At 73.6% G+C, this 23,288-nt stretch carries 19 protein-coding genes; 4 read left to right on the top strand and 15 right to left on the bottom strand.

Going from position 1 to position 23,288, the window contains the following annotated elements; all coding sequences use genetic code 11:
* Nucleotides 1–22: 22 nt before the first annotated feature.
* The 4 genes from O7599_RS21895 to O7599_RS21880 form a co-directional block, all read right to left on the bottom strand.
* Nucleotides 23–976, bottom strand: coding sequence for a sugar kinase (locus O7599_RS21895; protein WP_281617301.1), 954 nt, complete (start codon nucleotides 974–976; stop codon nucleotides 23–25).
* A gap of 12 nt (nucleotides 977–988) precedes the next feature.
* Entirely contained in the window at nucleotides 989–1,642 is a 654-nt protein-coding gene (locus O7599_RS21890; RefSeq protein ID WP_281617300.1) for an RraA family protein, read from the bottom strand.
* A gap of 51 nt (nucleotides 1,643–1,693) precedes the next feature.
* A complete protein-coding gene (locus O7599_RS21885; RefSeq protein ID WP_281617299.1) occupies nucleotides 1,694–2,464 on the bottom strand; it encodes an SDR family oxidoreductase in 771 nt (256 codons plus the stop codon).
* 176 nt (nucleotides 2,465–2,640) lie between these two features.
* Complete coding sequence (locus O7599_RS21880; protein ID WP_281617298.1) at nucleotides 2,641–3,585, bottom strand: LysR family transcriptional regulator; 945 nt, start codon at nucleotides 3,583–3,585, stop codon at nucleotides 2,641–2,643.
* A 235-nt stretch (nucleotides 3,586–3,820) separates the two neighbouring features.
* Between O7599_RS21880 and O7599_RS21875 the strand changes: the two genes are divergently transcribed.
* Entirely contained in the window at nucleotides 3,821–4,327 is a 507-nt protein-coding gene (locus O7599_RS21875) for a 2,4'-dihydroxyacetophenone dioxygenase family protein (protein WP_281617297.1), read from the top strand.
* Between the two features lie 404 nt (nucleotides 4,328–4,731).
* Here O7599_RS21875 and tmk read toward each other — a convergent pair whose 3' ends face one another.
* Together tmk and topA are read right to left on the bottom strand one after the other, a co-directional pair.
* Complete coding sequence (gene tmk, locus O7599_RS21870; RefSeq protein ID WP_281617296.1) at nucleotides 4,732–7,668, bottom strand: dTMP kinase; 2,937 nt, start codon at nucleotides 7,666–7,668, stop codon at nucleotides 4,732–4,734.
* Between the two features lie 262 nt (nucleotides 7,669–7,930).
* Nucleotides 7,931–10,798, bottom strand: coding sequence for a type I DNA topoisomerase (gene topA / locus O7599_RS21865; protein WP_281617295.1), 2,868 nt, complete (start codon nucleotides 10,796–10,798; stop codon nucleotides 7,931–7,933).
* A gap of 383 nt (nucleotides 10,799–11,181) precedes the next feature.
* On the opposite strand from topA, the gene O7599_RS21860 reads away from it, so the two are divergent.
* Both O7599_RS21860 and O7599_RS21855 read left to right on the top strand, forming a co-directional pair.
* Complete coding sequence (locus O7599_RS21860) at nucleotides 11,182–11,598, top strand: NINE protein (protein ID WP_281617294.1); 417 nt, start codon at nucleotides 11,182–11,184, stop codon at nucleotides 11,596–11,598.
* Nucleotides 11,570–12,049, top strand: coding sequence for a DUF2752 domain-containing protein (locus O7599_RS21855; protein WP_281617293.1), 480 nt, complete (start codon nucleotides 11,570–11,572; stop codon nucleotides 12,047–12,049). The genes O7599_RS21860 and O7599_RS21855 overlap by 29 nt, the downstream gene beginning before the upstream one ends.
* A gap of 48 nt (nucleotides 12,050–12,097) precedes the next feature.
* Here the strand turns inward: O7599_RS21855 and O7599_RS21850 are convergent, their stop codons facing one another.
* From O7599_RS21850 to bldG, 5 genes are all read right to left on the bottom strand, one after another.
* On the bottom strand, nucleotides 12,098–13,696 hold the full coding sequence (locus O7599_RS21850) for a methyltransferase (RefSeq protein ID WP_281617292.1): 1,599 nt from the start codon (nucleotides 13,694–13,696) through the stop codon (nucleotides 12,098–12,100).
* 46 nt (nucleotides 13,697–13,742) lie between these two features.
* A complete protein-coding gene (locus tag O7599_RS21845) occupies nucleotides 13,743–14,306 on the bottom strand; it encodes a small secreted protein (RefSeq protein WP_281617291.1) in 564 nt (187 codons plus the stop codon).
* Nucleotides 14,307–14,534: 228 nt separating this feature from the next.
* Nucleotides 14,535–16,937, bottom strand: coding sequence for a sodium-translocating pyrophosphatase (locus tag O7599_RS21840; RefSeq protein WP_281617290.1), 2,403 nt, complete (start codon nucleotides 16,935–16,937; stop codon nucleotides 14,535–14,537).
* A 574-nt stretch (nucleotides 16,938–17,511) separates the two neighbouring features.
* Nucleotides 17,512–17,988 (bottom strand): ATP-binding protein, encoded by a 477-nt coding sequence (locus tag O7599_RS21835; RefSeq protein ID WP_281617289.1) that lies wholly within the window; start codon nucleotides 17,986–17,988, stop codon nucleotides 17,512–17,514.
* 121 nt (nucleotides 17,989–18,109) lie between these two features.
* The gene (gene bldG / locus O7599_RS21830) at nucleotides 18,110–18,451 is read right to left on the bottom strand and encodes an anti-sigma factor antagonist BldG (RefSeq protein WP_018835875.1); all 342 of its coding nucleotides are present in this window, start codon (nucleotides 18,449–18,451) and stop codon (nucleotides 18,110–18,112) included.
* A gap of 158 nt (nucleotides 18,452–18,609) precedes the next feature.
* Here bldG and O7599_RS21825 point away from each other — a divergent pair, with 158 nt between their 5' ends.
* On the top strand, nucleotides 18,610–21,207 hold the full coding sequence (locus O7599_RS21825; protein ID WP_281617288.1) for a DEAD/DEAH box helicase: 2,598 nt from the start codon (nucleotides 18,610–18,612) through the stop codon (nucleotides 21,205–21,207).
* A gap of 68 nt (nucleotides 21,208–21,275) precedes the next feature.
* On the opposite strand, the gene O7599_RS21820 is transcribed toward O7599_RS21825, so the two are convergent.
* From O7599_RS21820 to O7599_RS21805, 4 genes are all read right to left on the bottom strand, one after another.
* The gene (locus tag O7599_RS21820; protein WP_281617287.1) at nucleotides 21,276–22,262 is read right to left on the bottom strand and encodes an aldo/keto reductase; all 987 of its coding nucleotides are present in this window, start codon (nucleotides 22,260–22,262) and stop codon (nucleotides 21,276–21,278) included.
* A 54-nt stretch (nucleotides 22,263–22,316) separates the two neighbouring features.
* Nucleotides 22,317–22,685 carry an Rv3654c family TadE-like protein gene (locus O7599_RS21815; RefSeq protein ID WP_281617286.1) on the bottom strand — a complete coding sequence of 123 codons (369 nt, stop codon included), beginning with the start codon at nucleotides 22,683–22,685 and terminating at the stop codon, nucleotides 22,317–22,319.
* A complete protein-coding gene (locus O7599_RS21810; protein WP_281617285.1) occupies nucleotides 22,663–22,983 on the bottom strand; it encodes a TadE family type IV pilus minor pilin in 321 nt (106 codons plus the stop codon). The genes O7599_RS21815 and O7599_RS21810 overlap by 23 nt, the downstream gene beginning before the upstream one ends.
* Nucleotides 22,984–23,059: 76 nt before the next feature.
* The gene (locus tag O7599_RS21805) at nucleotides 23,060–23,260 is read right to left on the bottom strand and encodes a DUF4244 domain-containing protein (protein ID WP_281617284.1); all 201 of its coding nucleotides are present in this window, start codon (nucleotides 23,258–23,260) and stop codon (nucleotides 23,060–23,062) included.
* Nucleotides 23,261–23,288 lie beyond the last annotated feature (28 nt).

Genomic DNA, 23,288 nt, shown 5'->3' with positions numbered 1-23,288 from the left:
GAGTCTCTCCTGATCCGTACGGCTACGGGGCTGGTGTGGGAGCGCCGGGGAGCAGCGCGTCCACCGCGGCCCGGTGCGGAATCGGCAGGACCGCTCCCGGTCCGGTGGTGGTGAGCGCGGCGGCGACGGCCGCGTAGCGGGCCGCCTCCAGCGGTACGGCACCCTCCAGGAGCCGGGCCGCGAACGCGCCGTCGAAGGTGTCGCCGGCCCCGGAGGGGTCGACGGCCCGCACCGGGTGGGGCGGAATGCGGGTCACGGTGCCCTCGTGGGCCAGCAGGGCGCCCTGGTCGCCCATCTTGAGCACGACGATGCCGGGGCCGCGGCGCACGAAGGCGCCGAGGACCTCCTCGGGTTCGTGCAGGCCGGTGAGCAGCCTGCCCTCCTCCAGGTTCGGCAGTGCCACGTCGCACAGCTCGACGCTGCGCATGACCACCGCGCGGGCCCGTTCGACGGGCCAGAGCGCGGGGCGGTAGTTGGGGTCGTAGCCGATCAGCGTGCCGCTGCCGCGGGCCAGCTCCATGGCGTGGAAGGCCGCGTCGCAGGCGGACGGGCTGATGGCCTGGGTGATCCCGGTGACGTGCAGCATGCGCGCCCGGGCGATGGCCCCGGCCGGCACGTCGGCCGGGGTGAGCCGGCTGGCCGGCGAGTCCGCGCGGTAGTACGTGAACCTGCTGGCCGCGGGCGTACGGGAGATGAAGTAGATCCCGGTGCGCCCGCCGGCCTCCCGGACGACGTGTTCGGTGCCGACACCCTCGCGCCGCCACAGCCGCAGCAGGGCGTCGCCGAAGTCGTCGTCGCCGATGCGGGTGACGTAGCCGGCGCGCGCGCCGGAGCGCTGCGCGGCCACCGCGAAGTTCGACGAGTCGCCGCCGTAGCCGACGGCGAAGTCGTCGCCGGGACCGACCGGCTCCCGGCCCTCGGCGCGGGCGTTGAACTCCAGCAGGGGCTCGCCGATCGCGAGGATGTCGTTGTCCATGTCGGCCGCCGCTCAGATCCGCTGGTACTTCTCGAGCCCGCCCTGCAGCGAGCCGGACTCGCGGATGAGCCGGGTCTGCTCGCGCTCCCGCTCCTCGATGTCCGTGGCCAGGGCGAGCACCTCGCCGACCAGCTCCAGCGGCACGCAGACGACGCCGTCGCTGTCGGCGACGATGAGGTCGCCGGGGCGTACGGACACGCCGCCGACCTCGACCGGCTCGTTGAGCGAGACGGTCCGGTAGCGGCCGACGGTGGTGGCCGGGACGGCGCCGCGGGCGTAGATGGGGAGTTCGGGGTAGTCGCGGCGGATCTCCTCGACGTCCCGGACGCCCGCGTCGAGGACGGCGCCGGCGATCTGGTTGGTGACGGCGCCCGCGGCCATCAGCCCGCCCCACACCGCGACGTCGGCGCCGCCCGCGGCGATGCAGATGACGCTGCCCGGCGCCGACTCGTCGATGGCGCGCAGCGCGTGCGTGGGGGGCTCCGACACGTGGGAGGGCACCTCCTGCACCGTCACCGCGGGGCCCACCAGCTTGCCCGGCAGCACCGCTTTGATGCCTCCGGTGAGGTAACCCCGTACGCCCTTCTGCTCGACGGCGTCGGCCACCGACGCGGTGGCTATGCCGTGGAAGGCCGCGATGGTCTCCGGCGGGATGGTCGTCGTCATCTCGTGTTGGCTCCGATCTGGTACGTGCGTGCGGTGTCCGCGGCGGGGGGCTCAGCGCGACAGCCAGCCGCCGTCGACGGCCAGGACGTGGCCGTGGACGTAGTCGGCGGCGGGCGAGGCGAGGAACACCACGGGTCCGGCGATGTCGGCGGGGCGGCCCCACCGGCCGGCGGGGATGCGGGCGAGGATCTCGCTGCTACGGACGCCGTCGGCGCGCAGCTCCGAGGTCACGGCGGTGTCGATGTAGCCGGGGGCCACGGCGTTGACGTTGACGCCGCGGCCGGCCCATTCGTTGGCCAGCGCGCGGGTCAGCCCGACGAGGGCGTGCTTGCTCGACGTATACGACGGGACGTACATCCCGCCCTGGAAGCTGAGCACCGACGCGATGTTGATGACCTTGCCGTAACCGCGTTCCAGCATGCCCGCGCCGATGGCCCGGGTCAGCTCGAAAGCGGCGTGCAGGTTCAACTCCACGACGTCATACCAGTCGGCGTCCTGGAATTCCGCGGCCGGGGCTCTGCGAATGAGTCCTGAATTGTTGACCAGAATGTCCAGGTCGAATCTCTCGACCAGTTGTCTGATCTCACCTCTGCGGGCCTCGGCATCGGTCAGGTCGACGTGCACGCGAGTGACGGAAACTCCCCATTCAGCGGCCTCTTTGGCCACCGGGTCGAGATTGTCGCGCTCCGACAGCAATACCAAGTCGGCGCCGACGGCGGCGAGTCCGAGCGCAACTGCGCGCCCGATTCCGCTGCCCGCTCCCGTAATGAGCGCACGACGGCCGCGCAGATCCCCGGTCCGGGAATCGGACTCCTCCGTCAACGCCCCTCTCCCTTCATTCGGTCCCAGCCGTGCATGGTTCCGGCTACGGAAACATTAGAAGCGGACTGCCAGGGCGTTAAGACTGAATTGCGAATGACAGTATTCGCAAAGCTGATGTGCCGGGCCAGGCCGGACGGATACCGGTGCGCACCGGACGGACACGTACGCACGCCCGGTCACGCGGCGGCGGGCACCGCGTGGGTGCCGGCCGGGATCCGGGCCCGGACGATGGCGCGGAGCAGCGTACGGGCCGAGGGCGTGAGCGGCCGCGAGGAGTCCCAGCAGACCGCCACGCGCCGCTCGGGCGCCCCCTTCAGTCGCCGTACGCGGACGCCATCGACGTCGGCGACCTGGGCGGCCAGCGAGTTGGTCACGCCGATGCCGAGGCCCTGGCGGACCATCGACACCAGCGTCTGCGGCTGGTTGGTGGCCTGCACGGGCTCGATCTCGTGGCCGCAGTCGCGGAAGGTCCGGTACGTCTCGAAGTCGGGGGTCTCCGGGGCGTCGAGGCGGCCGATCGAGACGATCGGGTGCTCGGCGACGGCGTCGACGGGCAGCGGGTCGGGCACGTCGGACAGCGGGTGCTCGCTGGGGTGGATCGCCACCAGCGACTCGCCCCACAGCAGCCGGCTGCGCACGGACGCGGAGGACGGCGGCGGCGACATCGGGCGCAGATAGACGTCCACGGCTCCGGAGGTGAGGGCGTCGTCCAACTCCAGCGTCGACCGCTCCACCAGCACCACGCGCACCTCGGGGCTCGTCCGCGCCAGCCCCTGGAGCAGGGCCGGGACGAACGCGGCGCTCGCGCTCGGGTACGACCCGAGCGTCACCACGCCGCGGGCGCCGCTGCGCCACGGGGCCATCGCGGCCTCGGCGGACTCCAGCGCGCGCAGGATCTCGTGGGCGTGGTCGGCGAGGACGACGCCGGCCTCGGTCAGCTCCACGGGGCGCTTGCGGCGGTCGAAGAGGGGGAGGCCGATCTCGCGCTCCAGCGCGGCGACATGCATGCTGACGCGGGGCTGCGAGCGCTTGGTGGACTCGGCCGCGGCGACGAAGCTCCCCGTTTCGATGACCGCAAGGAACGAGACGAACCATTCCAGCCTGACATCCGGGTTCAACATCCTGCCCTCACCCCGCACCCAAGGAGCGCGTCTTTCCCGCCCAAACCAGCCCGACCAGCCCGATCAGCACCAGGACACCAGTGATCAACAGCCGCCCTCAGGCTAAGTTGCGGACTACCGGGGGGCAACAGTCGTGCACGGCGTAATGCTCGTGACAGCGATATCCGTCCGGCGAATGCCGCTATTCGAAAGACGGCCCTTGACCGGCATTCGGACAAGGTGGCTTCGTGGGGGGATGGCCAATGAAGCAGCCCCCGCCGTCATCGCCGCGACCACGTCGCTGCCGCCCGAACTCGCCGTCGCCGCCGTCCCGGAGGACGATCGCGTGTGGGTACCGCAGGCGCCCGATGTGTGGTTCCGGCCGCTGCTGTTCAATACGGTCACGGGTCAGTGGTGCAACCTGTTGAAGGTCACCGCCGCCGGCATCGTCTCCCGGCACCGGCACCCGGGCGCGGTCTTCGGGTACGTGATCAAGGGCAAGTGGCACTACTACGAGCACCCGTGGGTGGCCGAGGAGGGCCACTTCGTCTACGAGCCGCCGGGCGAGATCCACACGCTGGCGGTGCCGGAGGACTGCGCGGAGATGATCACGTTCTTCAACATCAGCGGCGCGATGATCTACCTGGACGAGGAGAACCGGAACACGGGCTACGAGGACGTGTTCACCAAGATCGACATGGCCCGTGCGCACTATGCCGGCAACGGCCTGGGGGCGGACTACGTGGAGCAGTTCATCCGCTGAGGCGGGGGTCGGTTGCGCGGGCCGGCGGGCGGCCGGGCCGTGACGACGGGTTCGTGAAGCAGGGCGGCGGACGGGGTGAGCGAGCCACGGGGCAGCAGGGCGTCCGCCGCCGACGCGTCTACGCCGGAACCGGGCCGGTAAGGCCGACGCGCGTAAGCGGTCGGCACGACCCCGTCGTAGTGCGCCCTACGCCGCGGACGCGAGAACCGTCGTAAGGGCGCGTACGGCGCCACCGACAGCCCGCGGCGCAGCCCGCGGCGCAGCCCGCGGCGCAGCCCGCGGCGCAGCCCGCGGCGCAGCCCGCGGCGCAGCCCGCGGCGTCGCGGCGCGGAGCGCCGCGTACGCCGGTGCTCCGCGGCGCTCGCCGTCAGCGGGCCCTGCCCGGCAGGGCGTTCCGCAGGGGGTCAGCGGCGGTCGTCGCGGTCGTCTTCGCCGCGCGGGCCCAGGAGTTCGTCGGCCAGGGTCGGGAGGTCGTCCATCGGGGTTTCCTCCGCCCACTCCGGGCGGGGACGGCGGCGGTCCCCTTCCTCCGGGGCCGGGACCCGGGGCACCTGGAGCGTCTCCTCCACGTCCGGGTCCGGCACCTGCGGCATGACGCGGGTCTCCGACGCGTCCGGGCCGTCGTCCGGGCGGATCGGCGGCAGTTGCGACGTGTCCTGTATATCCGGGTCACCGGCCACCGGCAGTTGCTGCGTGGTGTCGTTCCCCATGCCGGGCCCGGCGCCGCCCGCCTGCTCCGCGGACCCCGCCGCGGCGGCCTCCGCTGCCGCGGCCTCCGCCGCCAGCCGCTCCTGCTCCGCGCGCAGCAGCGCCTCCTCCGCCTTGCGCTGCTTCTCCTTGCGGCGCTCCTCCGCCTCCCGGCGCAGCCGCGCCTCCTCCTCGGCCTGCCGCCTTATCCGCTCTTCCTCGGCGCGGCGGGCGGCCTCCTCGGCCTCGCGGCGCTTGCGCTCCTCCTCCGCCTGGCGGCGGGCCTCCTCGGCGCGCTGCCGGGCCAGCTCCGCCTCCCGCTCGGCCTCCAGCCGCTTGGCCTCCTCGATCTCGCGGCGCTTGCGCTCCTCCTCCTCGCGGCGCAGCCGCTCCAACTGCTCCTGCCGCTCCCGCTCCAGCCGCTCTTCCTCGGCCCTGCGCGCGGCCTCCTCGGCCTCCCGGCGCTTGCGCTCCTCCTCCGCCTGGCGGCGGGCCTCCTCCTGGGCGCGCACCTCCTGCTCCGACAGCGGCAGGATCTGGTCCAGGCGGTGCCGCACGGCGGTGGTGACGACCCCGGGGTCCTGCCCGGCGTCGACCACCAGGTAGCGCCCCGGGTCGGCGGCGGCCAGCGCCAGGAACCCCGCGCGCACCCGCTCGTGGAACTCCGGCGGCTCCGACTCCAGCCGGTCCGGCGCCTCGGTGAACCGCTCACGCGCCGTCTCCGGCGCGATGTCCAGCAGCACCGTCAGATGCGGCACGAGCCCGCCGGTGGCCCAGCGGTTGATGCGCGCCACCTCGGTCGGCGACAGCTCACGACCACCGCCCTGGTACGCGACGGAGGAGTCGATGTACCGGTCGGTGATGACCACCGCGCCGCGCTCCAGCGCGGGCCGGACGAGGCCGTCCACGTGCTCCGCGCGGTCCGCCGCGTACAGCAGGGCCTCCGCGCGGTGGGAGATCCCGGCGGTGGAGACGTCGAGCAGGATGGAGCGCAGCCGCTGCCCGATGGAGGTGGCACCCGGCTCGCGGGTGACGACGACCTCGTGCCCCTTGTCCCTGATCCACTGCGCGAGCGCTTCGACCTGGGTGGACTTCCCGGCCCCGTCGCCGCCCTCGACGGCGATGAAGAACCCGCTGTCCGACAGCCGTTCGTCCGGGTCCCCGCCGCGCAGCGCCTCGCGCAGGTCGACGCGCAGCGGCACGCCCTGCCGGTCGTCCGTGCGCACCAGCACCAGCACCGCCACCGGCAGCAGCAGCGCACCGGCCAGCATGTACGTGAACGCCGCGCCGCCGTGCGCGAAGACCAGGTCGCCCGCCTCCAGGCGGTGCCGGCCGATGGCCGCGGCCATCAGCGGCGCGCCGATCAGCGCGAGCGCGACGGCGACCCGGGAGACGGCGTGCAGATGGTCGACGAGTCGGGGCCTGCGGGCGTCCTCGGTCTCCTGCTCCAGCAGCGCGTGCCCGGTGGCGGCGGCGACGCCCGCGGCGGTCCCGGCCAGCAGCACGCACAGCACCCCGGTCGCCGCGTCGCCCACCAGGCCGACGAGCAGCAGCCCGATCCCGGCGACGCCGAGGGCCAGCGCCAGCAGCCGGCGCCGCGACAGCCCGGGCAGCACCCGCGGCGCGGTCCGCACTCCGAGCACAGGACCGGCGGTGGCGGCGAGCGCCAGCAGCGCGTACGCGATGGTGCCGTCGATGTCGTACGCCTCCTGCGCCTGCAGGACGGCGAGCGCCACGGAGGCCGCGAGCGCCGCGGCCGCGGCCGCGCAGGCGCCGACGAGCAGCGGCACGGCGCCCGTGCGCCCCCGCTCCGGGCCGCCGTCCGCGCCCCGCGGCCGGCGCAGCCCCTCCAGCGGGGAGCGCGCCCGCGCCCCGCCGTCGGGCAGCTCCATGAAGAGCAGCACCGAGACCGACGCCGCGAAGAGCCCGGCGGCCAGATACGAGCCCACGGCGCCGGGGTGCCCGTCGAACCAGTCGAACCCGGAGCCCAGCAGCCGGCCGATCCACGCCGTCACCAGCAGCGCGGCGGCACCGAGCGGCAGCGCCCCGTACCCCGTGCGCAGCGACAGCCGGCGCAGCGCGGCGCCGTGGTCGGGCAGCGGCCTGATCGCCGCGCCCTCGGGCGGCGGCCCGGGCAGCAGCGCGGGCGCGACGCTGTCCTTGGCGACGATCCACACCCGCTCGGCCGCGCCGGCGACGAAGACGGTGACGAGGATCCAGGTCAGCGCCGAGTCCGGCGTCCAGTCGATCCACAGCGGGGCGACGATGAGCAGCCCCGCGCGCACCACGTCCGCGCCGACCATCGTCCAGCGCCGGTCCAGCGCCCCGGAGCCGGAAAGCAGCGACCCGACCGGGCCCAGCAGCACGGCGCCGAAGACGACCGTCGACAGCAGCCGGACCGCGAAGACCACGCTGACCGTGACCGCCGCGCCGCGATAGCCGCCGCCGAACGACTCGGCCGCGAGCCCCGCCTGCAGCGCGAGCAGCACGAGGACGAGGAGCGCCAGCGCGTCCGCTGTGGCGCTCGTGAGATGGGCGCCCCACATCCGCCTCAGGGACGGCACGCGCAGCAGCGCCCGCACGGCGCGCTCGCGCGAGTCCGCGACAAGGCTCTCGGTGGGGTCCGGCGCTGTCGTCGGCTGGTCGGCTCGCATGCGGCCAGCCTAGCGGGACGGACCGGACCGGCGAGCTCCGCACGAACACTTGCCCGGTTCTGTGGATTACCGGCCGGTTGTGGACAGTCCGCGGCCTCCGCGCACCGCCCTCCGGGCCGGTGGGCGGCCACAGGGCCCGGGCGGCGGGCAGGGCCCACAAGCCGTACCCACGGGAGTGCACCCCCGGACCGGTCCGCCGGGCCGGGAGCGGGAAGGAGCCCGGGGGCTCTGCCCCCAGACCCCCGACCGCGCCCCGTACCCCCTAGGCCTCGTCGTCCGGCACGTCCGCCTTCGCCGACACCGTCTTCTTCGTCGTCGCCTTCTTCGCCGCCGCCGTCTTCTGCGCCGCGGTCTTCGTCGCCGTCTTCTTCGCGGCGGTCTTCTTCGCCGCCGCCTTCTTGGCCGGCGCCTTCTTCGCGGGAGCCTTCTTCGCCGCCTTCTTCGCGGTCTTCTTCGCCGGCCCCTTCGCCCGCTTCTCCGCCAGCAGCTCGAACCCGCGCTCCGGCGTGATCGACTCCGGCTCGTCCCCGCGCCGCAGCGTCGCGTTCGTCTCGCCGTCCGTCACGTACGGCCCGAAGCGCCCGTCCTTGACCACCACCGGCTTCCCGCTCGCCGGGTCCTCGCCCAGCTCCTTCAGCGGCGGCTTCGCCGCGGCCCGCCCGCGCTGCTTGGGCTGGGCGTAGAGCGCGAGCGCCTCCTCCAGGGTGACCGTGAAGAGCTGGTCCTCGCTCTGCAGCGAGCGCGAGTCGGTGCCCTTCTTCAGATACGGGCCGAAGCGCCCGTTCTGCGCGGTGATCTCCGTGCCGCTCTCCGGGTCGGTGCCGACGACCCGCGGCAGCGACAGCAGCTTCAGCGCGTCCGCCAGCGTCACCGTGTCCAGCGACATCGACTTGAACAGCGACGCCGTCCGCGGCTTCACCGCGTTCTTGCCGGACTGCGGCGTGCCCTCGGGCAGCACCTCGGTCACGTACGGCCCGTAGCGCCCGTCCTTGGCGACGATCTCGCGCCCGCTGTCCGGGTCGGTGCCCAGCTCGTACGCCCCGCTGGGCTTGGCGAGCAGCTCCTCGGCCAGTTCCACGGTCAGCTCGTCCGGCGGCAGCTCGTCCGGCACGTCCGCGCGCCGGTGCTCCTCGGTGTCCCGCTCGCCGCGCTCCACGTACGGCCCGTAGCGCCCGACGCGCAGCACGATCCCCTCGCCCACCGGGAACGTGGAGACCTCCCGGGCGTCGATCGCGCCCAGGTCGGTGACCAGCTCCTTCAGCCCGGCGAGGTGGTCGGCGGCGCCGGCCCGCTCCTCGGCGGGCGTGGCGACGTCGTCCGTACCGAAGTAGAAGCGCCGCAGCCACGGCACCGCCTCGGCCTCGCCGCGCGCGATGCGGTCGAGGTCGTCCTCCATCTTGGCCGTGAAGTCGTAGTCGATGTAACGGCCGAAGTGCTTCTCCATCAGGCCGACGACGGCGAAGGAGAGGAAGGACGGCACCAGGGCCGTGCCCTTCTTGAAGACGTACCCGCGGTCCAGGATCGTGCCGATGATCGAGGCGTACGTGGACGGGCGGCCGATCTCCCGCTCCTCCAGCTCCTTGACCAGCGTCGCCTCGGTGTAGCGGGCGGGCGGCTTGGTGGCGTGCCCGTCCGCGGTGATCTCCTCGGCGCTCAGCCGGTCGCCCTCGGCGAGCTGCGGCAGCGGCCGGTCACGGTTGTCGAGGTCGGCGGAGGGGTCGTCGGAACCCTCGACGTACGCCTTCATGAAGCCGTGGAACGTGATGACCCGGCCGGACGCGGAGAACTCGGCGTCCCGGCCGGCCCACTCCCCGCTTCCAGCGGCCGATGTGCCGCCCAGCTTCACCGTCACGGACTGCCCGGTGGCGTCCTTCATCTGGGACGCCACCGTACGCATCCAGATCAGCTCGTACAGCCGGAACTCCGTGCCCGACAGCCCCGTGTCCGCCGGCGTGCGGAAGCGGTCGCCGGAGGGCCGGATCGCCTCGTGCGCCTCCTGGGCGTTCTTCACCTTGCCGGCGTAGTTCCGCGGCCGGTCCGGCAGGTAGTCCCGTCCGTACAACTGGGTGACCTGCGCCCTCGCGGCGGCGACCGCGGTCTCCGACAGCGTCGTGGAGTCGGTGCGCATGTAGGTGATGAAGCCGTTCTCGTACAGCCGCTGGGCCACCTGCATGGTGGCCTTGGCGCCGAGTCCCAGCTTGCGCGACGCCTCCTGCTGCAGCGTGGTCGTACGGAACGGGGCCGAGGGCGAGCGCCGGTACGGCTTCGCCTCGACGCTGCGTACCGCGAACGCCGTGTCCTGCAGCGCGGCGGCCAGCGCCCGGGCGCTCTCCTCGCTCAGGTGCAGCACGTCGGCCGAGGAGCCGCTCTTGAGCTGCCCGTCCTGACCGAAGTCGCGGCCCTGGGCGATCCGGCGGCCGTCGACCGCGGAGAGCTTGGCGCCGAAGCTGCGCGGGTCGGTGGCGTCGCCCGCGCGGCCGGTGGCGAAGACGCCGGCCAGGTCCCAGTACTCGGCGGAGCGGAACGCGATGCGCTCGCGCTCCCGCTCGACGACCAGACGGGTGGCGACGGACTGCACCCGGCCGGCGGACAGCCGGGGCATGACCTTCTTCCACAGCACCGGCGAGACCTCGTACCCGTACAGCCGGTCGAGGATGCGGCGGGTCTCCTGGGCGTCGACCAGCTTCTGGTTCAGCCGGCGCGGGTTGGCGACGGCCTGGCGGATCGCGTCCTTGGTGATCTCGTGGAAGACCATCCGGTGCACCGGCACCTTGGGCTTCAGCACCTCCAGCAGGTGCCAGGCGATGGCCTCGCCCTCGCGGTCCTCGTCCGTCGCGAGATACAGCTCGTCCGACTCGGCCAGCAATTTCTTCAACTTGCTGACCTGTTGTTTTTTGTCGCTGTTCACCACATAGAGCGGCTCGAAGTCATGATCGACGTTCACCCCGAGCCGCGCCCAGGACTCTCCCTTGTATTTCGCCGGCACCTCGGCGGCGCCGTTCGGGAGATCGCGGATGTGCCCGACGCTCGACTCGACCTCGTAGCCGGGGCCCAGATAGCCCTTGATCGTCTTCGCCTTGGCAGGCGACTCCACGATGACGAGTCGGCGGGTCTTGCTGGTGGCGGACAACTTCGGCTCTCTCTTCTCCGGTCGGAAGCTGGCAGCGATCTGGTGGGGGGATTCGCGGCGATCTTGCCGGTGGTCGTTATCGGTGGCCTTGTGGGCACTCTTGTGGACGGCTGTGCGGGTGGTACGCCGCTGTGCTGGGCGTTGCTGCGGAGTGTGACGGTACAACCCGCCCCCGTGTCAAGCGGCCAAAACCCGGGGCGCCACTCGAACGGTAACCCGACAAGCCGCCTAGCTCCCGCACAGGGCACATTCCGGTCGCGGCGGTCTCTATCGCACAGCCCCTTGACAGCAGCCAGTACTACAAGTGGGAGTATGGGCCTCCGACCGCGCTGCGAGGCCGGTCGGAGCCCACCACTTCAGACATCCGACCGGGGGGACGACCAGTGTCCGATCCGAACCAGAATCCTTACGGCCAGCCGCCGGGCTATGGCTATCCGCAGCAGGGGCAGGTCGACCCCTCGCAGAACCCGTACGGCCAGCCCGCGGCGCCGCCGGCGAACCTGCCGCAGGCCCCGGGTCTGCCGCAGAACACGGGGCAGCCGACGGCCGACCCGAACGCGCCGTACGGCTACGACCACCACGGCCGTCCGTTCTCCGACAAGTCGACCATCGTCGCCGGCGTCCTCCAGATGACCCTCGGCAACATCGGGGCCGGGCGCTTCTACACCGGGCACACCGGCATGGCGATAGCCCAGCTCTTCACCTGCGGCGGGCTGTTCATCTGGAGCTTCATCGACGGGATCATCCTGCTGACGAGCAAGGAAAAGACCGATGCGCAGGGCCGGCCTCTCCGCTACTGAGGACGGGCCGACCGCCCGCAGGACCGCCGAAGGGCCCGCCGGCAGCCGCCGGTGGGCCCGGCGGCGCCTCGGGCGCGCCCATCCGGCCGCGCTGCCGCTCTCGCTCACCGTGGCGGGGGCGGCCGGCGCCGCGTACCTCTACGGCACGAACCCCCACGAGCCGGGGCACTGGCTGCCCCGGTGCCCGTTCAACTGGGTCACCGGCCTGGACTGTCCCGCCTGCGGCGCTACCCGTATGGCGTACGACATCCTCCACGGCGACCTCGGCTCCGCCTTCCACAGCAACGCCCTGCTGCTGCTGCTCGGCCTGCCCCTCGCGACGGTGCTCTACGGCCGCTGGCTCTACGAGGGCCTGCGCGGGCGCCGCTGGCAGCCGTCCTTCGGGCGGCTCGGCACGGCGGCGGTGCTGGGGGTGGCCCTGGTGTGGGCCGTCGTACGGAACGTGGCGTAGCCCCGCCCCGGCGGCGGCCGGGGCCGGCTGCGTGACCCCCACGCGCGCTCAGCCCGCCGGTGCCAGGAACCCCTCCTCCACCAGCCGCCGGATCACCCGCGGCGTCCGCTCCCGCAGCATCGCCGGATCCTCCTGGAGCACCTGCGCGATGGCGTCCAGGATGACCCCCGCCGGCAGCGTGCCGTCGCACGCCCCGGCGAACCCCGCCGCGACCGTGTCCACGCGCGTCGCCCGCCGCATCCCCCGCTGCCGCCGCAGCACCACGTGCTCCGGGTCCTCCTCACCCGGCCGGCCCACCTGCTCCTGCACCACGTCCTCCGCGAGCCGGAACGTCGTCGCCAGCAGCGCCGCGTCGTCCGTACGGCGCAGGAAGTCCTGCCGCGCGAAGTGCTCCACCACGGCCTCGCCGAGGGGCTGCTCGACGGCGTGCGGCCAGTCCTCGACCGTGACCGCGGGCTCCGCCGCGTCAGTACGGCGCAGGGTGATCCAGCCGAAGCCGACGGCCCGGGTGCGGGCGGCGGCGAAGGCGTCGAGCCAGTCGTCGTAGCGGGCCGCGTAGGCCGCGGGGTCGGCGTGGTCGCCCGCGTCGCGCAGCCACAGCTCCGCGTACTGCGTGACGTCCTGCACCTCCCGCTGCACGATCCAGGCGTCGCAGCCGGGCGGCACCCAGTCCGCGACCCGCTCGCGCCAGTCCTCGCCCTCCACGTGCTGCCAGTTGGCGAGGAGCTGGCAGTAACCGCCCTCGGCGAGGTGGCCGGCCGCCTCGCGGACGAGGGTGCGGCACAGCTCGTCGCCGGCCATGCCGCCGTCGCGGTACGTCAGCCGGGCGGCGGGCGAGATGACGAACGGCGGGTTGGAGACGATCAGGTCGTACCGCTCGCCGGCCACCGGCTCGAAGAGGGACCCGGCGCGCAGGTCCGCGGCCGGCGCGCCGGAGAGGGCGAGCGTGAGCCGGGCGCAGGCGAGGGCGCGGGGGTTGACGTCGGTGGCGGTGACGGCGTCGGCGCGGGCACCGGCGTGCAGCGCCTGGATCCCGGAGCCGGTGCCGACGTCGAGCACGCGCCCGCCGTCGAGGGGCACGGTGAGCCCGGCGAGCGTGGTCGAGGCGCCGCCGACGCCGAGGACGAGATCCGCGTCGTACGAACCGGCGCCCCCGGCACCGTACGAGCCGGTCCTGCGGGCCCCCGCAGCACCGCCCACCGCGCAGCCCAGGTCGGAGACGATCCACCAGTCCTGGCCCGCCGGGCCGCTGTACGGCCGGACGTCGACCACGGCCCGTACCGCCTCGCCGTCCTCCCGCACCCAGCCGTCCGCGAGGCACGCCGGCAGCGGCAGCACCGCCGCGGCGTGCGCGCGGGGGACGGCGTGCTGGAGGAGGAAGAGCCGGGTCAGGGTGGCGAGTCCGGGCGGCGTGTCGCCGGGCGGCCAGCGGGTCGCCCGCTCCGCGGGGACGGTCTCGCTGCGGGCCAGGGCCGCGTACGCGGGGGCGCCCAGGAGGTCCAGCAGGCCGTCGGCGGTGAAGCCCGCCGCCAGCAGCGCCGCGCGCAGTCCGGCGGCGCCGTCGGGGCGGGGAAGGTCCCGACCGGGAGGATCCGGTCGGGTCAGGTCCGGGCGGGGAAGGTCGTCGGTCGCGCTCACGGGCACCATTGTGCTGCCGCCGCCACCGCCCCGCCGACCGGTCCGCCGCGGACCGCTACGCCTTCTGGGACGGCTCGGCCTTCGACTTCTGGCAGCCCTCCTGCTCGGCCAGCGCCTCGCCGACCTCGCCCGCCTGCAACTGGTTCAGCGCCTCGTCGCCACTCTTGCTGATCTTGTCCGCTTCGCCGGCCAGCTCCCGCAGGCCCTCCGCGAACGCCGCCTGGTCCTTGACGTCCAGGTCCTGCACCTGCTTCTGCAGGTCCGCGTACGCGGCCGCCACCTGCTGCAGCTCGGTCACGGCCCCGCCGTGGGTGTTCTTGCCGTCGTCGACCGGCGGCGCGCCCACCTTGTTCACGGCCTTGCTCATGGCCGTGTACGCCTCGGAGATCTCGCCGAACGCCCGGGCGTCCGCCTCCTGCACCTTCCGCGGGTCCTTCTCCGCCGTCGCCTCGCTGATGGCGAGGTTGGCCTGATCCCGCTTCTGCAACTCCGGCTGGATCCGGTCGCAGAGCGAGCCCGCCCACTTCTGGACCTCCGCGCCGTTGTCCTCGCCGCAGCCGGTCGCCACAAGCAGCGTCACGGCGGCGCCGGCCAGGGCGGCGGCATGCTTCTTGTTCACCGGGTCATCCCTTCGAGACTGAGACACCCGGAACATACACCGGCGCCCCGCCGGTACGACGAATGGTCGGGCGCGCACGCCGCGTCATGCACCATTTGCCACGACAGTCACAGCGGTAACAGTCCCCGCAGCGTTCCCGACCGCGGTCCCGCCGCTCACACCGCACCCCGCCGGCCGGGAGCGCTCTCGCCTCCCGGCCGGCGGGGTGTGGTGCCGTAGAACTCCGTCTCAGCCGTTGACCACCGCCGGATCGGTCGACGACTTCGGCGGCGAACCGGTGGACGCCGCGGGCTCCGCCTCCTCGTCACCGACCGCGATGTCGCGGCGCTTGGAGATGTACACGGCGCCGGCGATGACCGCGATGGCCGCGCCCGCGATGACGATCCGCACGCCGACGTTGGAGTCGTCGCCGTACGAGAACTTCACCACCGCCGGCGCGATCAGCAGCGCCACGAGGTTCATCACCTTCAGCAGCGGGTTGATCGCCGGGCCCGCGGTGTCCTTGAACGGGTCGCCGACCGTGTCGCCGATCACCGTGGCGGCGTGGGCCTCGCTGCCCTTGCCGCCGTGGTGGCCGTCCTCGACGAGCTTCTTGGCGTTGTCCCAGGCGCCGCCCGAGTTGGCCAGGAAGACCGCCATCAGCACGCCCGCGCCGATGGCGCCGGCGAGGAACGAGGCCAGCGCGCCGACGCCGAACGTGAAGCCGACCGCGATCGGCGCCATGACGGCGAGCAGACCGGGCGTACGCAGCTCGCGCAGCGCGTCCCGGGTGCAGATGTCGACGACCTTGCCGTACTCCGGCTCCTCCGAGTAGTCCATGATCCCCGGGCGCTCGCGGAACTGCCGGCGGACCTCGTAGACCACCGCGCCCGCGGAGCGCGAGACGGCGTTGATCGCCAGGCCGGAGAAGAGGAAGACGACCGCGGCGCCGAGGATGAGGCCGACGAGGTTGTTCGGCTGCCCGATGTCCAGGCTGAGGCCCAGTGGGTTGCCGACGTTCGTCGCTTCCGCCACCGCCTCGTTGACCGCGTCGCGGTACGAGCCGAAGAGCGCCGCCGCCGCGAGGACCGCGGTGGCGATGGCGATGCCCTTGGTGATGGCTTTGGTCGTGTTGCCGACCGCGTCCAGGTTGGTGAGGACCTGGGCGCCCTCGCCCTCGACGTCGCCGGACATCTCGGCGATGCCCTGGGCGTTGTCGGAGACCGGGCCGAAGGTGTCCATCGCGACGATGACGCCGACGGTGGTCAGCAGGCCGGTGCCGGCCAGGGCGACCGCGAAGAGCGCCAGCATGACGGACGTACCGCCGAGCAGGAACGCGCCGTAGACGCTCAGGCCGATGAGGACGGCGGTGTAGACGGCGGACTCCAGGCCGATGGAGATGCCGGAGAGGACGACGGTGGCCGGGCCGGTCAGCGAGGTCTTGCCGATGTCCCGTACGGGACGGCGGTTGGTCTCGGTGAAGTAGCCGGTGAGCTGCTGGATGACCGCCGCGAGCACGATGCCGATGGCGACCGCGACGAGCGCGAGCACCTGCGGGTTGCCGTCGTGCTCGGCGATGCCCGCGCCGACGCCGTCGAGGTCCGCGTACGACGAGGGGAGGTACGCGAAGACGGCGATGGCGACCATCACCAGGGAGATCACCGCGGAGATGAAGAAGCCGCGGTTGATGGCGGTCATGCCGCTGCGGTCGCTGGCCTTGGGCGCCACGACGAAGACGCCGATCATGGCGGTGACGACGCCGATCGCGGGGACGATCAGCGGGAAGGCCAGGCCGGCGTCGCCCAGGGCGACCTTGCCCAGGATGAGCGCGGCGACCAGGGTGACGGCGTACGACTCGAAGAGGTCGGCCGCCATGCCGGCGCAGTCCCCGACGTTGTCGCCGACGTTGTCGGCGATGGTGGCGGCGTTGCGCGGGTCGTCCTCGGGGATGCCCTGCTCGACCTTGCCGACGAGGTCGGCACCGACGTCGGCGGCCTTGGTGAAGATGCCGCCGCCGACACGCATGAACATCGCGATCAGCGCGGCGCCGAGGCCGAAGCCCTCCAGCACCTTGGGCGCGTCGGCCGCGTAGACGAGCACGACGCTGCACGCGCCGAGCAGGCCGAGGCCGACGGTGAACATGCCGACGACACCGCCGGTGCGGAACGCGAGCTTGGTCGCCTCGTGGCTCACCGCGGTGAGGTCCTTGGCGGGCTCGCCCTCGCGCGGAGTGGCGGCGCGCGCGGCGGCGGCCACGCGCACGTTGCTGCGGACCGCGAGCCACATGCCGATGTACCCGGTCGCGGCCGAGAAGGCGGCGCCCACCAGGAAGAAGAGCGAGCGTCCGGCCCGCTCCGACCAGTCGTCGGCGGGCAGCAGCATGAGCAGGAAGAACACCACGACGGCGAAGATGCCGATCGTGCGCAACTGGCGGGCCAGATAGGCGTTTGCGCCTTCCTGTACCGCCGCCGCGATCTTCTTCATATTGTCCGTGCCCTCGCCGGCGGCGAGTACTTGACGGAGCAGCACCACGGCGACCGCGAGTGCGGCGACCGCGATCACGGCGATGATCGCCACGATGGCACGGTTGCCGCCGGTGAGTTCCACGGCCAGTAGGTGGTCCTGCTGTAGTGGGGTGAAATGCCCCGCCATTCGTCCTCCTTGACGTACGGCACATGGGCGCGCGGCAGCCCCGACTGCGGGTTTCGGCGGTCGGGGTTTGGGCGGCCGCAGCGCTCAGGCGTCCTGAGCTGCAAGTTGTGGACGGATTGTAGGGAGCGGAACCAGAACAAAACAGAGCGTCCCCGGGGGAATTCGGCTCCGACGACGATCAACGCGGCGAAGCGCGTCCGTCAATTCGCTCGAAAGAGGGATGTGGGAACGGCGGGGCAATGGCCTGAAAATGATCTCGAAGCCCGGGGAAAGCGCTGATCAGAAGCGCATTGATCTTGAAATGCCCGGGTCAAGGGGTGGGTGAGGGGAGAGCCGGGGGCGGCGGGGCGGGTGGATCGGCGGTTGGCCGGAGTCGATCGGTCCGGGCCGGGCGTTCGCGGGTCGGGGCCCTGCGCGGAGAAGGCCGGCCGTCGACGTCAGGCCGCCGTGGGGGTGCGGGCCGGCGCGGGGGCGCGGCCCCTGCCGTACGGGCGTCGGAGTCCTCGTACGGGCGTCAGACGGGCCGTACCGGCGTCAGAGGGGCCGTACGGGCGTCGGAAGGTCCGTACGGGCGTCAGGCGCCCGCCGCGGCGGAGGCGGCCGGCCAGCTCATCCGGATCGTGCCGCCGGACTCGCCCGCGGTGACCTCGACGTCGTCGACAAGGCCGCTGATGACCGCGAGGCCCATCTCGTCGTCTATGCCGGACTCGTCGCCGCCCGGGCCGCTGGCGTTCCCGTCGCCGTCCGGGTCCGGGTGGGTCTCGGCGGTGCTGCGGGCCGCGGGCACGTGGCCGGGGGCCGTCGGCGCGTCGTCGCCGACCTCGATGGAGAACTTCTTCTCCTCCTCGGTGAGCACCACCCGCACCGGCCCCGAAATCCCGTTGTGCTGGTGCAGCCCGACGGCGCGCAGGCAGGCTTCGCCGACGGCGAGACGCACCTCGTCGAGCACCGCCTCGTCCACACCCGCCCTGCGCGCGACCGCGGCCGCCACCAGGCGGGCCGTGCGGACGTGCTCGGGAAGGGCACTGAAGCGCAATTCAACGGTGGGCATGCCATCCCCTTCACGTCATCCCACGCCATCCCGTATCGCCACGGGAAGCATCCGTACCGGAGCCAACCGCGGAGGGACCCGGCGCGCGGCCCGGTCCCTCCGCCGTGTGCGGCGTCCCGTCTCAGTCCTTCGCGGCGACGGCTTCGTCGACCGAGGTGTGGATGGGGAACACCTTGGTCAGGCCCGTGATACGGAAGATCTTCAGAATGCGCTCCTGGTTGCAGACCAGCCGCAGCGAGCCCTCGTGGGCCCGGACGCGCTTGAGTCCGCCGACGAGGACACCCAGGCCGGTGGAGTCGAGGAAGTCGACCCGCTCCATGTCGACGACCAGGTGGTAGCTCCCGTCGTTGACCAGCTCGACCAACTGCTCGCGCAGCTTGGGGGCGGTATACACATCGATCTCGCCACCGACTTCGACGACCGTGCGGTCGCCCACGGTACGCGTCGACAGGGACAGGTCCACGGATCCTCCAGCACCTTTCAGCGAGCGGCTGCCCCGGGCGTCCCCCGCCGTCCGGCCGGAGACGGATCGGCATCCGCCATGGCATTCAATCACTTACCCCAGGGCGTGCACGACGCCTTGGGGGCATTGTCCGTCGCGTCGGTGACACACTCGTGCCGATGGACGCGAACGAGTGGGGGGACGCGAACGAGCCGGGGGCGGCCCCCGCGGCCGGGGGCACCCGGCCGGTCGGCCGGCCCGGCGCGCGGTCCGGTGCACCCCACGTCACACCGGCCGCACGGCCGGACGGGCGGATGCGAGGCACGGCCGACCGCACGGCGGCGGACGGCACCGCGGACGGTCCGGCGCATGTCTCGCCCCGCACCGCGCTGCGCCGGCTCGCCGCCCGGGAGGACCGCGCCGCTCGCATCACCCATACGGAGCACCTGCCCCCGCGCGGCGGCCGGCATGCCGATTGGCCTGCGGGCATCCGGCCGGAGGTGACCGGCGCCATCGAGGCCGCCGGGATCGAGCGGCCGTGGGCCCATCAGGCGCGGATGGCGGCGCACGCGCTCGCGGGCGAGTCCGTGATCGCCGCCACGGGCACGGCGTCGGGCAAGTCGCTGGCGTATCTGGCGCCCGTGCTCAGCGCGGCGCTCGACGGCTCCGAGGCCCCCAACGGGCGGGGCGCGACGGCCCTGTACGTGGCGCCGACGAAGGCGCTGGCCGCCGACCAGTTGCGTGCGGTCAAAGCGCTGGCCGCCCCGCTCGGCAAGGCCGTGCGCCCGGCCGTCTACGACGGCGACACGCCCGCCGAGGAGCGCGAGTGGGTGCGCCTGTACGCCAACCTCGTCCTCACCAACCCCGACATGCTGCACCGCGGCATACTCCCGGCCCACTCCCGGTGGTCCTCCTTCCTGCGCGCCCTGCGCTACGTCGTGATCGACGAGTGCCACACCTACCGCGGCGTCTTCGGCTCCCACGTCGCCCAGGTCGTACGGCGGCTGCGCCGGCTCTGCGCCCGCTACGGCGCGGACCCGGTGTTCCTCCTCGCCTCCGCCACGGCGGCCGAGCCGGGGCTGTCGGCGCAGCGGCTGACGGGGCGGGCCGTGGCGGAGGTCACGGACGACGCGTCGCCGCGCGGGGAGGTCGCGTTCGCCCTGTGGGAGCCGCCGCTGACGGAGCTGCACGGCGAGCGGGGCGCGCCGGTGCGGCGCACGGCCACGGCTGAGTGCGCCGAGCTGCTGACGGACCTGGCGGTCGCGGACGTACGAACCGTCGCCTTCGTCCGCTCCCGGCGCGGCGCGGAGCTGGTCGCGATGATCGCCCAGGACCGGCTGGCGGCCGTCGACCGGGCGCTGGCGGACCGGGTCGCCGCCTACCGCGGCGGCTATCTGGCGGACGAGCGGCGGGCCCTGGAGGCCGCGCTGCAGTCCGGCGAGTTGCTGGGGCTGGCCGCGACGTCCGCGCTGGAGCTGGGCGTGGACGTGTCGGGGCTGGACGCCGTGCTGATCGCCGGCTACCCCGGCACCCGGGCCTCGCTCTGGCAGCAGGCCGGACGCGCGGGCCGGTCCGGGCAGGGCGCGCTGGCGGTGCTGGTTGCGCGGGACGACCCGCTGGACACGTACCTGGTGCACCACCCGGAGGCGCTCTTCCACCGGCCGGTGGAGTCCACGGTGCTGGACCCGGACAACCCGTACGTGCTCGCCCCGCACCTGTGCGCCGCAGCCGCCGAACTGCCGCTGACCGACGCCGACTTCACCGGCGACACGGCGTACTTCGGCGCCGAGGCCGCCGGGCTGCTGCCGCAGCTCGCCGACCGCGGGCTGCTGCGGCGGCGCGGCGGCGGCGCGGCAGCAGCCTGGCACTGGACCCGGCGGGAACGCGCCTGCGACCTCACCGACATCCGCGGCGGGGGCGGCCGCCCCGTCGACGTCGTCGAGGACGGCACGGGCCGCCTGCTCGGCACCGTCGACGCCGCGGCCTCCCACACCACCGTCCACGCCGGCGCCGTCCACCTCCACCAGGGCCGCACCTACGTGGTCCGCACCCTGGACCTGGAGGACAACGTGGCGCTCGTGGAGCGCGCCGACCCCCCGTACACCACCGTCGCCCGCGACACCACCTCCGTCTCCGTGCTGGAGACCGAACGCGAGATCCCGTGGGGCGACGCCCGGCTCTGCTTCGGGTCGGTCGAGGTCACCAACCACGTGGTCTCCTTCCTGCGCCGCCGGCTGATCACCGGCGAGATCATGGGCGAGACGAAGCTCGACCTGCCGCCGCGGACGCTGCGCACCCGCGCCGTCTGGTGGACCGTCACGGACGACCAACTGGACGCGGCGGACATCGCCCAGGACCAGTTGGGCGGCGCCCTGCACGCGGCGGAGCACGCCGCGATCGGCATGCTGCCGCTCTTCGCCACGTGCGACCGCTGGGACATCGGCGGCGTCTCCATACCCCTGCACGGCGACACCCTGCTGCCGACGGTCTTCGTCTACGACGGCCACCCCGGCGGCGCGGGCTTCGCCGAACGCGCCTTCGGCGTCGCCCACGAGTGGCTCAGCGCCACCCGCTCGGCGATCGCCGCCTGCGAGTGCGACACCGGCTGCCCGTCCTGCGTCCAGTCCCCGAAGTGCGGCAACGGCAACGACCCGCTGGACAAGGCGGCGGCGCTGCGCCTGCTGACGACGCTGCTGGCGGCGGCGGAGCCGCGGGCGGAGCCGGGGGAGGTGCCGGGGGAGGTGCCGCCGGCGACCCGGGCGGCGGACGGGGGCTGACGGGCTGCGGCGAACCGCACCCGGCCCCCTGGCCGCGCCCGGCGGGCGACACCCGGTCCCGTAAAGGATCAGCCGGCGGCGTCGAGGCGCGCCCGCTGGTCCTCCGTCAGCTCCAGGTCCACCGCGGCGAGGCTCTCGTCCAGTTGGGCCACCGACGAGGCGCCGACCAGCGGTATCACCGGCACCTCCCCGCCGATGAGCCAGGACAGCACCACCTGGTTGACCGTCGCCCCGGCCTCCTTCGCCACCGCCCGCAACGCCGCCAGCCGCGCCGGCGTCCCCGGGTGGTCCAGCTCGTGCCCGAGCGGCTTGTCCGCGCGGACGTAGCCGCCGGCGAGCAGCGGCGAGTACGCGACGAGCGTGAGCCCCGGGTGGTGGCGCAGGTAGCTGAGCATCGCCCCGTCCACGCCGCCCGGTGAACCGTCCGGGTCGATCTCGCTCGGGCGGTCAGTCCGCCGGCGCAGGTAGGTGTGGTGGTACTGCAGCAGCTCGTACCCGGCGAGGCCGGCCGACGCCGCGTGGGCACGGGCCCGCTCGACGCGCCAGACCCACTGGTTGCTCACGCCCAGCAGCCCGACGGAACCCTCCGCCACGAGGGCGCCGAACGCCTCGACGGTCTCCTCCTGCGGCACCGTCATGTCGTCGATGTGCGCGTAGAGAACGTCCAGCTTCTCCATTCCGAGCCGCTGCCGGCTCTCGTCCGCGGACTGCCGGATCACCTTCGCCGACAGGCCCTCGGCGTTGTCGACATAGGAGGTGCCGGGGGCGAGCGGCCGGGCGCCGAGCTTGGTCGCGACGACCACCTCGTCCCCGATCCCCCGGCTGCGCCGCCACCGCCCGAGCAGGCTCTCGCTCTGGCCGCCCTGCGAACCGTCCACCCAGAACGCGTAGTTGTCGGAGGTGTCGACGAACGTGCCGCCGGCCTCGACGTAGCGGTCGAGGATCGCGAACGAGGTCTCCTCGTCGGTCCGGGAGCCGAAGAGCATGGCGCCGAGGCTGAGCACGCTGACCTCGCGCCGGTTCTGCGGGTCGGCACCGATCGTGCGGTACTTCATGCGGAGTCCTTTCGTGTGTCTGCCACGGGCGGAGTCTGAAGGCTGGAGCGCGCTCTACCGCAACCCCGGGCGGTCGCCGGCCGGGGACGGCGGGCCGGCCCGGGAGCGGACCTCTGCGGTGAAGCGGCCGGTACGGGCCGCCGCCACGACGTCCGCGACCTCGCCGGACACGGCGCACCGCAGCAGCCGGGCGTCCTGCGCCGCCGCCACCCGCCGGGCCGCCCGGCAAGCCGCCGCCTCGCCGAGCAGCGCCCGGTCCGACGCCGCCAGCGCGGCCAGGTCGGCGGCCCCGCCGGCGCGGTGGCGGGAGTGCACCGCCTGCCCCAGCCCCAGCGCGGCGGCGAACACCGCGCACAGCGCGAAGCAGGCCAGCGCCGACCACACCGTCGCCCCGCCCCGGTCATCGAACGGTCTCTTCCGCAAGGGCGACCGCCTCCCCGCCGAGGTCGAGGGAGAGTGACCCCGGTCCCGGCGCCGCCGCCCGTACCCGTACGCGCACCAGATCGCCGTCCCGCGCCACCGTCACGGCCGCTTCGCGGGGAGCCGCCGCCAGGGCGGCCCCGCGCACGTCGGCCGCGGGCTCACCCCGGGCCGCCGCCCGCGCGCCCGCGCGGGCGGCGTCCACGCACTGGATCTGCGCGGCGGCGGCCATCAGCGCCCAGACCAGCCCGAGAGCGAGGAACACCAGCGCCGGAACGGCCACCGCCGCCTCCGCGGTCACGACCCCCGCGTCCCCGCGCCCCCGGACAGCGCGCCCGGCGGACTCCGCATCCGTCCGCGCCCCGGCGTCGCCCGTGTCAGAACGGGACGTCCAGCGCGCGTTCCACCACCGCCTGCAGCGCGCCGCCGACCGCATCGCTCGTCACCACCTTGTACAAGATCGCCGCGAACGCGACCGCGGCGATCGTGCCCACCGCGTACTCGGACGTGGTCATCCCCGCGTCCCCGCCGAGCCTCCGCGCGTACGCGCGCACCCTCCGGGCGAACCTGCCGACCATCTCGACCCCCGTGTCTCCGTGTCCGTGT

This window comes from Streptomyces sp. WMMC500 (assembly GCF_027497195.1).
Taxonomy (GTDB): Bacteria; Actinomycetota; Actinomycetes; order Streptomycetales; family Streptomycetaceae; genus Streptomyces.
The sequence above is the reverse complement of the archived record's forward strand: the minus strand, read 5'-3'. Positions and strand labels throughout refer to the sequence as shown.

What these genes read in the sequence shown, in the direction of transcription:
- O7599_RS21895 (WP_281617301.1), bottom strand. Translation starts at nt 976, where the DNA reads ATGGACAACGACATCCTCGCGATCGGCGAGCCCCTGCTGGAGTTCAAC.
- O7599_RS21890 (WP_281617300.1), bottom strand. Translation starts at nt 1,642, where the DNA reads ATGACGACGACCATCCCGCCGGAGACCATCGCGGCCTTCCACGGCATA.
- O7599_RS21880 (WP_281617298.1), bottom strand. Translation starts at nt 3,585, where the DNA reads ATGTTGAACCCGGATGTCAGGCTGGAATGGTTCGTCTCGTTCCTTGCG.
- O7599_RS21875 (WP_281617297.1), top strand. Translation starts at nt 3,821, where the DNA reads ATGGCCAATGAAGCAGCCCCCGCCGTCATCGCCGCGACCACGTCGCTG.
- tmk (WP_281617296.1), bottom strand. Translation starts at nt 7,668, where the DNA reads ATGCGAGCCGACCAGCCGACGACAGCGCCGGACCCCACCGAGAGCCTT.
- O7599_RS21855 (WP_281617293.1), top strand. Translation starts at nt 11,570, where the DNA reads ATGCGCAGGGCCGGCCTCTCCGCTACTGAGGACGGGCCGACCGCCCGC.
- O7599_RS21850 (WP_281617292.1), bottom strand. Translation starts at nt 13,696, where the DNA reads ATGGTGCCCGTGAGCGCGACCGACGACCTTCCCCGCCCGGACCTGACC.
- O7599_RS21840 (WP_281617290.1), bottom strand. Translation starts at nt 16,937, where the DNA reads ATGGCGGGGCATTTCACCCCACTACAGCAGGACCACCTACTGGCCGTG.
- O7599_RS21835 (WP_281617289.1), bottom strand. Translation starts at nt 17,988, where the DNA reads ATGCCCACCGTTGAATTGCGCTTCAGTGCCCTTCCCGAGCACGTCCGC.
- O7599_RS21825 (WP_281617288.1), top strand. Translation starts at nt 18,610, where the DNA reads ATGGACGCGAACGAGTGGGGGGACGCGAACGAGCCGGGGGCGGCCCCC.
- O7599_RS21820 (WP_281617287.1), bottom strand. Translation starts at nt 22,262, where the DNA reads ATGAAGTACCGCACGATCGGTGCCGACCCGCAGAACCGGCGCGAGGTC.
- O7599_RS21805 (WP_281617284.1), bottom strand. Translation starts at nt 23,260, where the DNA reads ATGGTCGGCAGGTTCGCCCGGAGGGTGCGCGCGTACGCGCGGAGGCTC.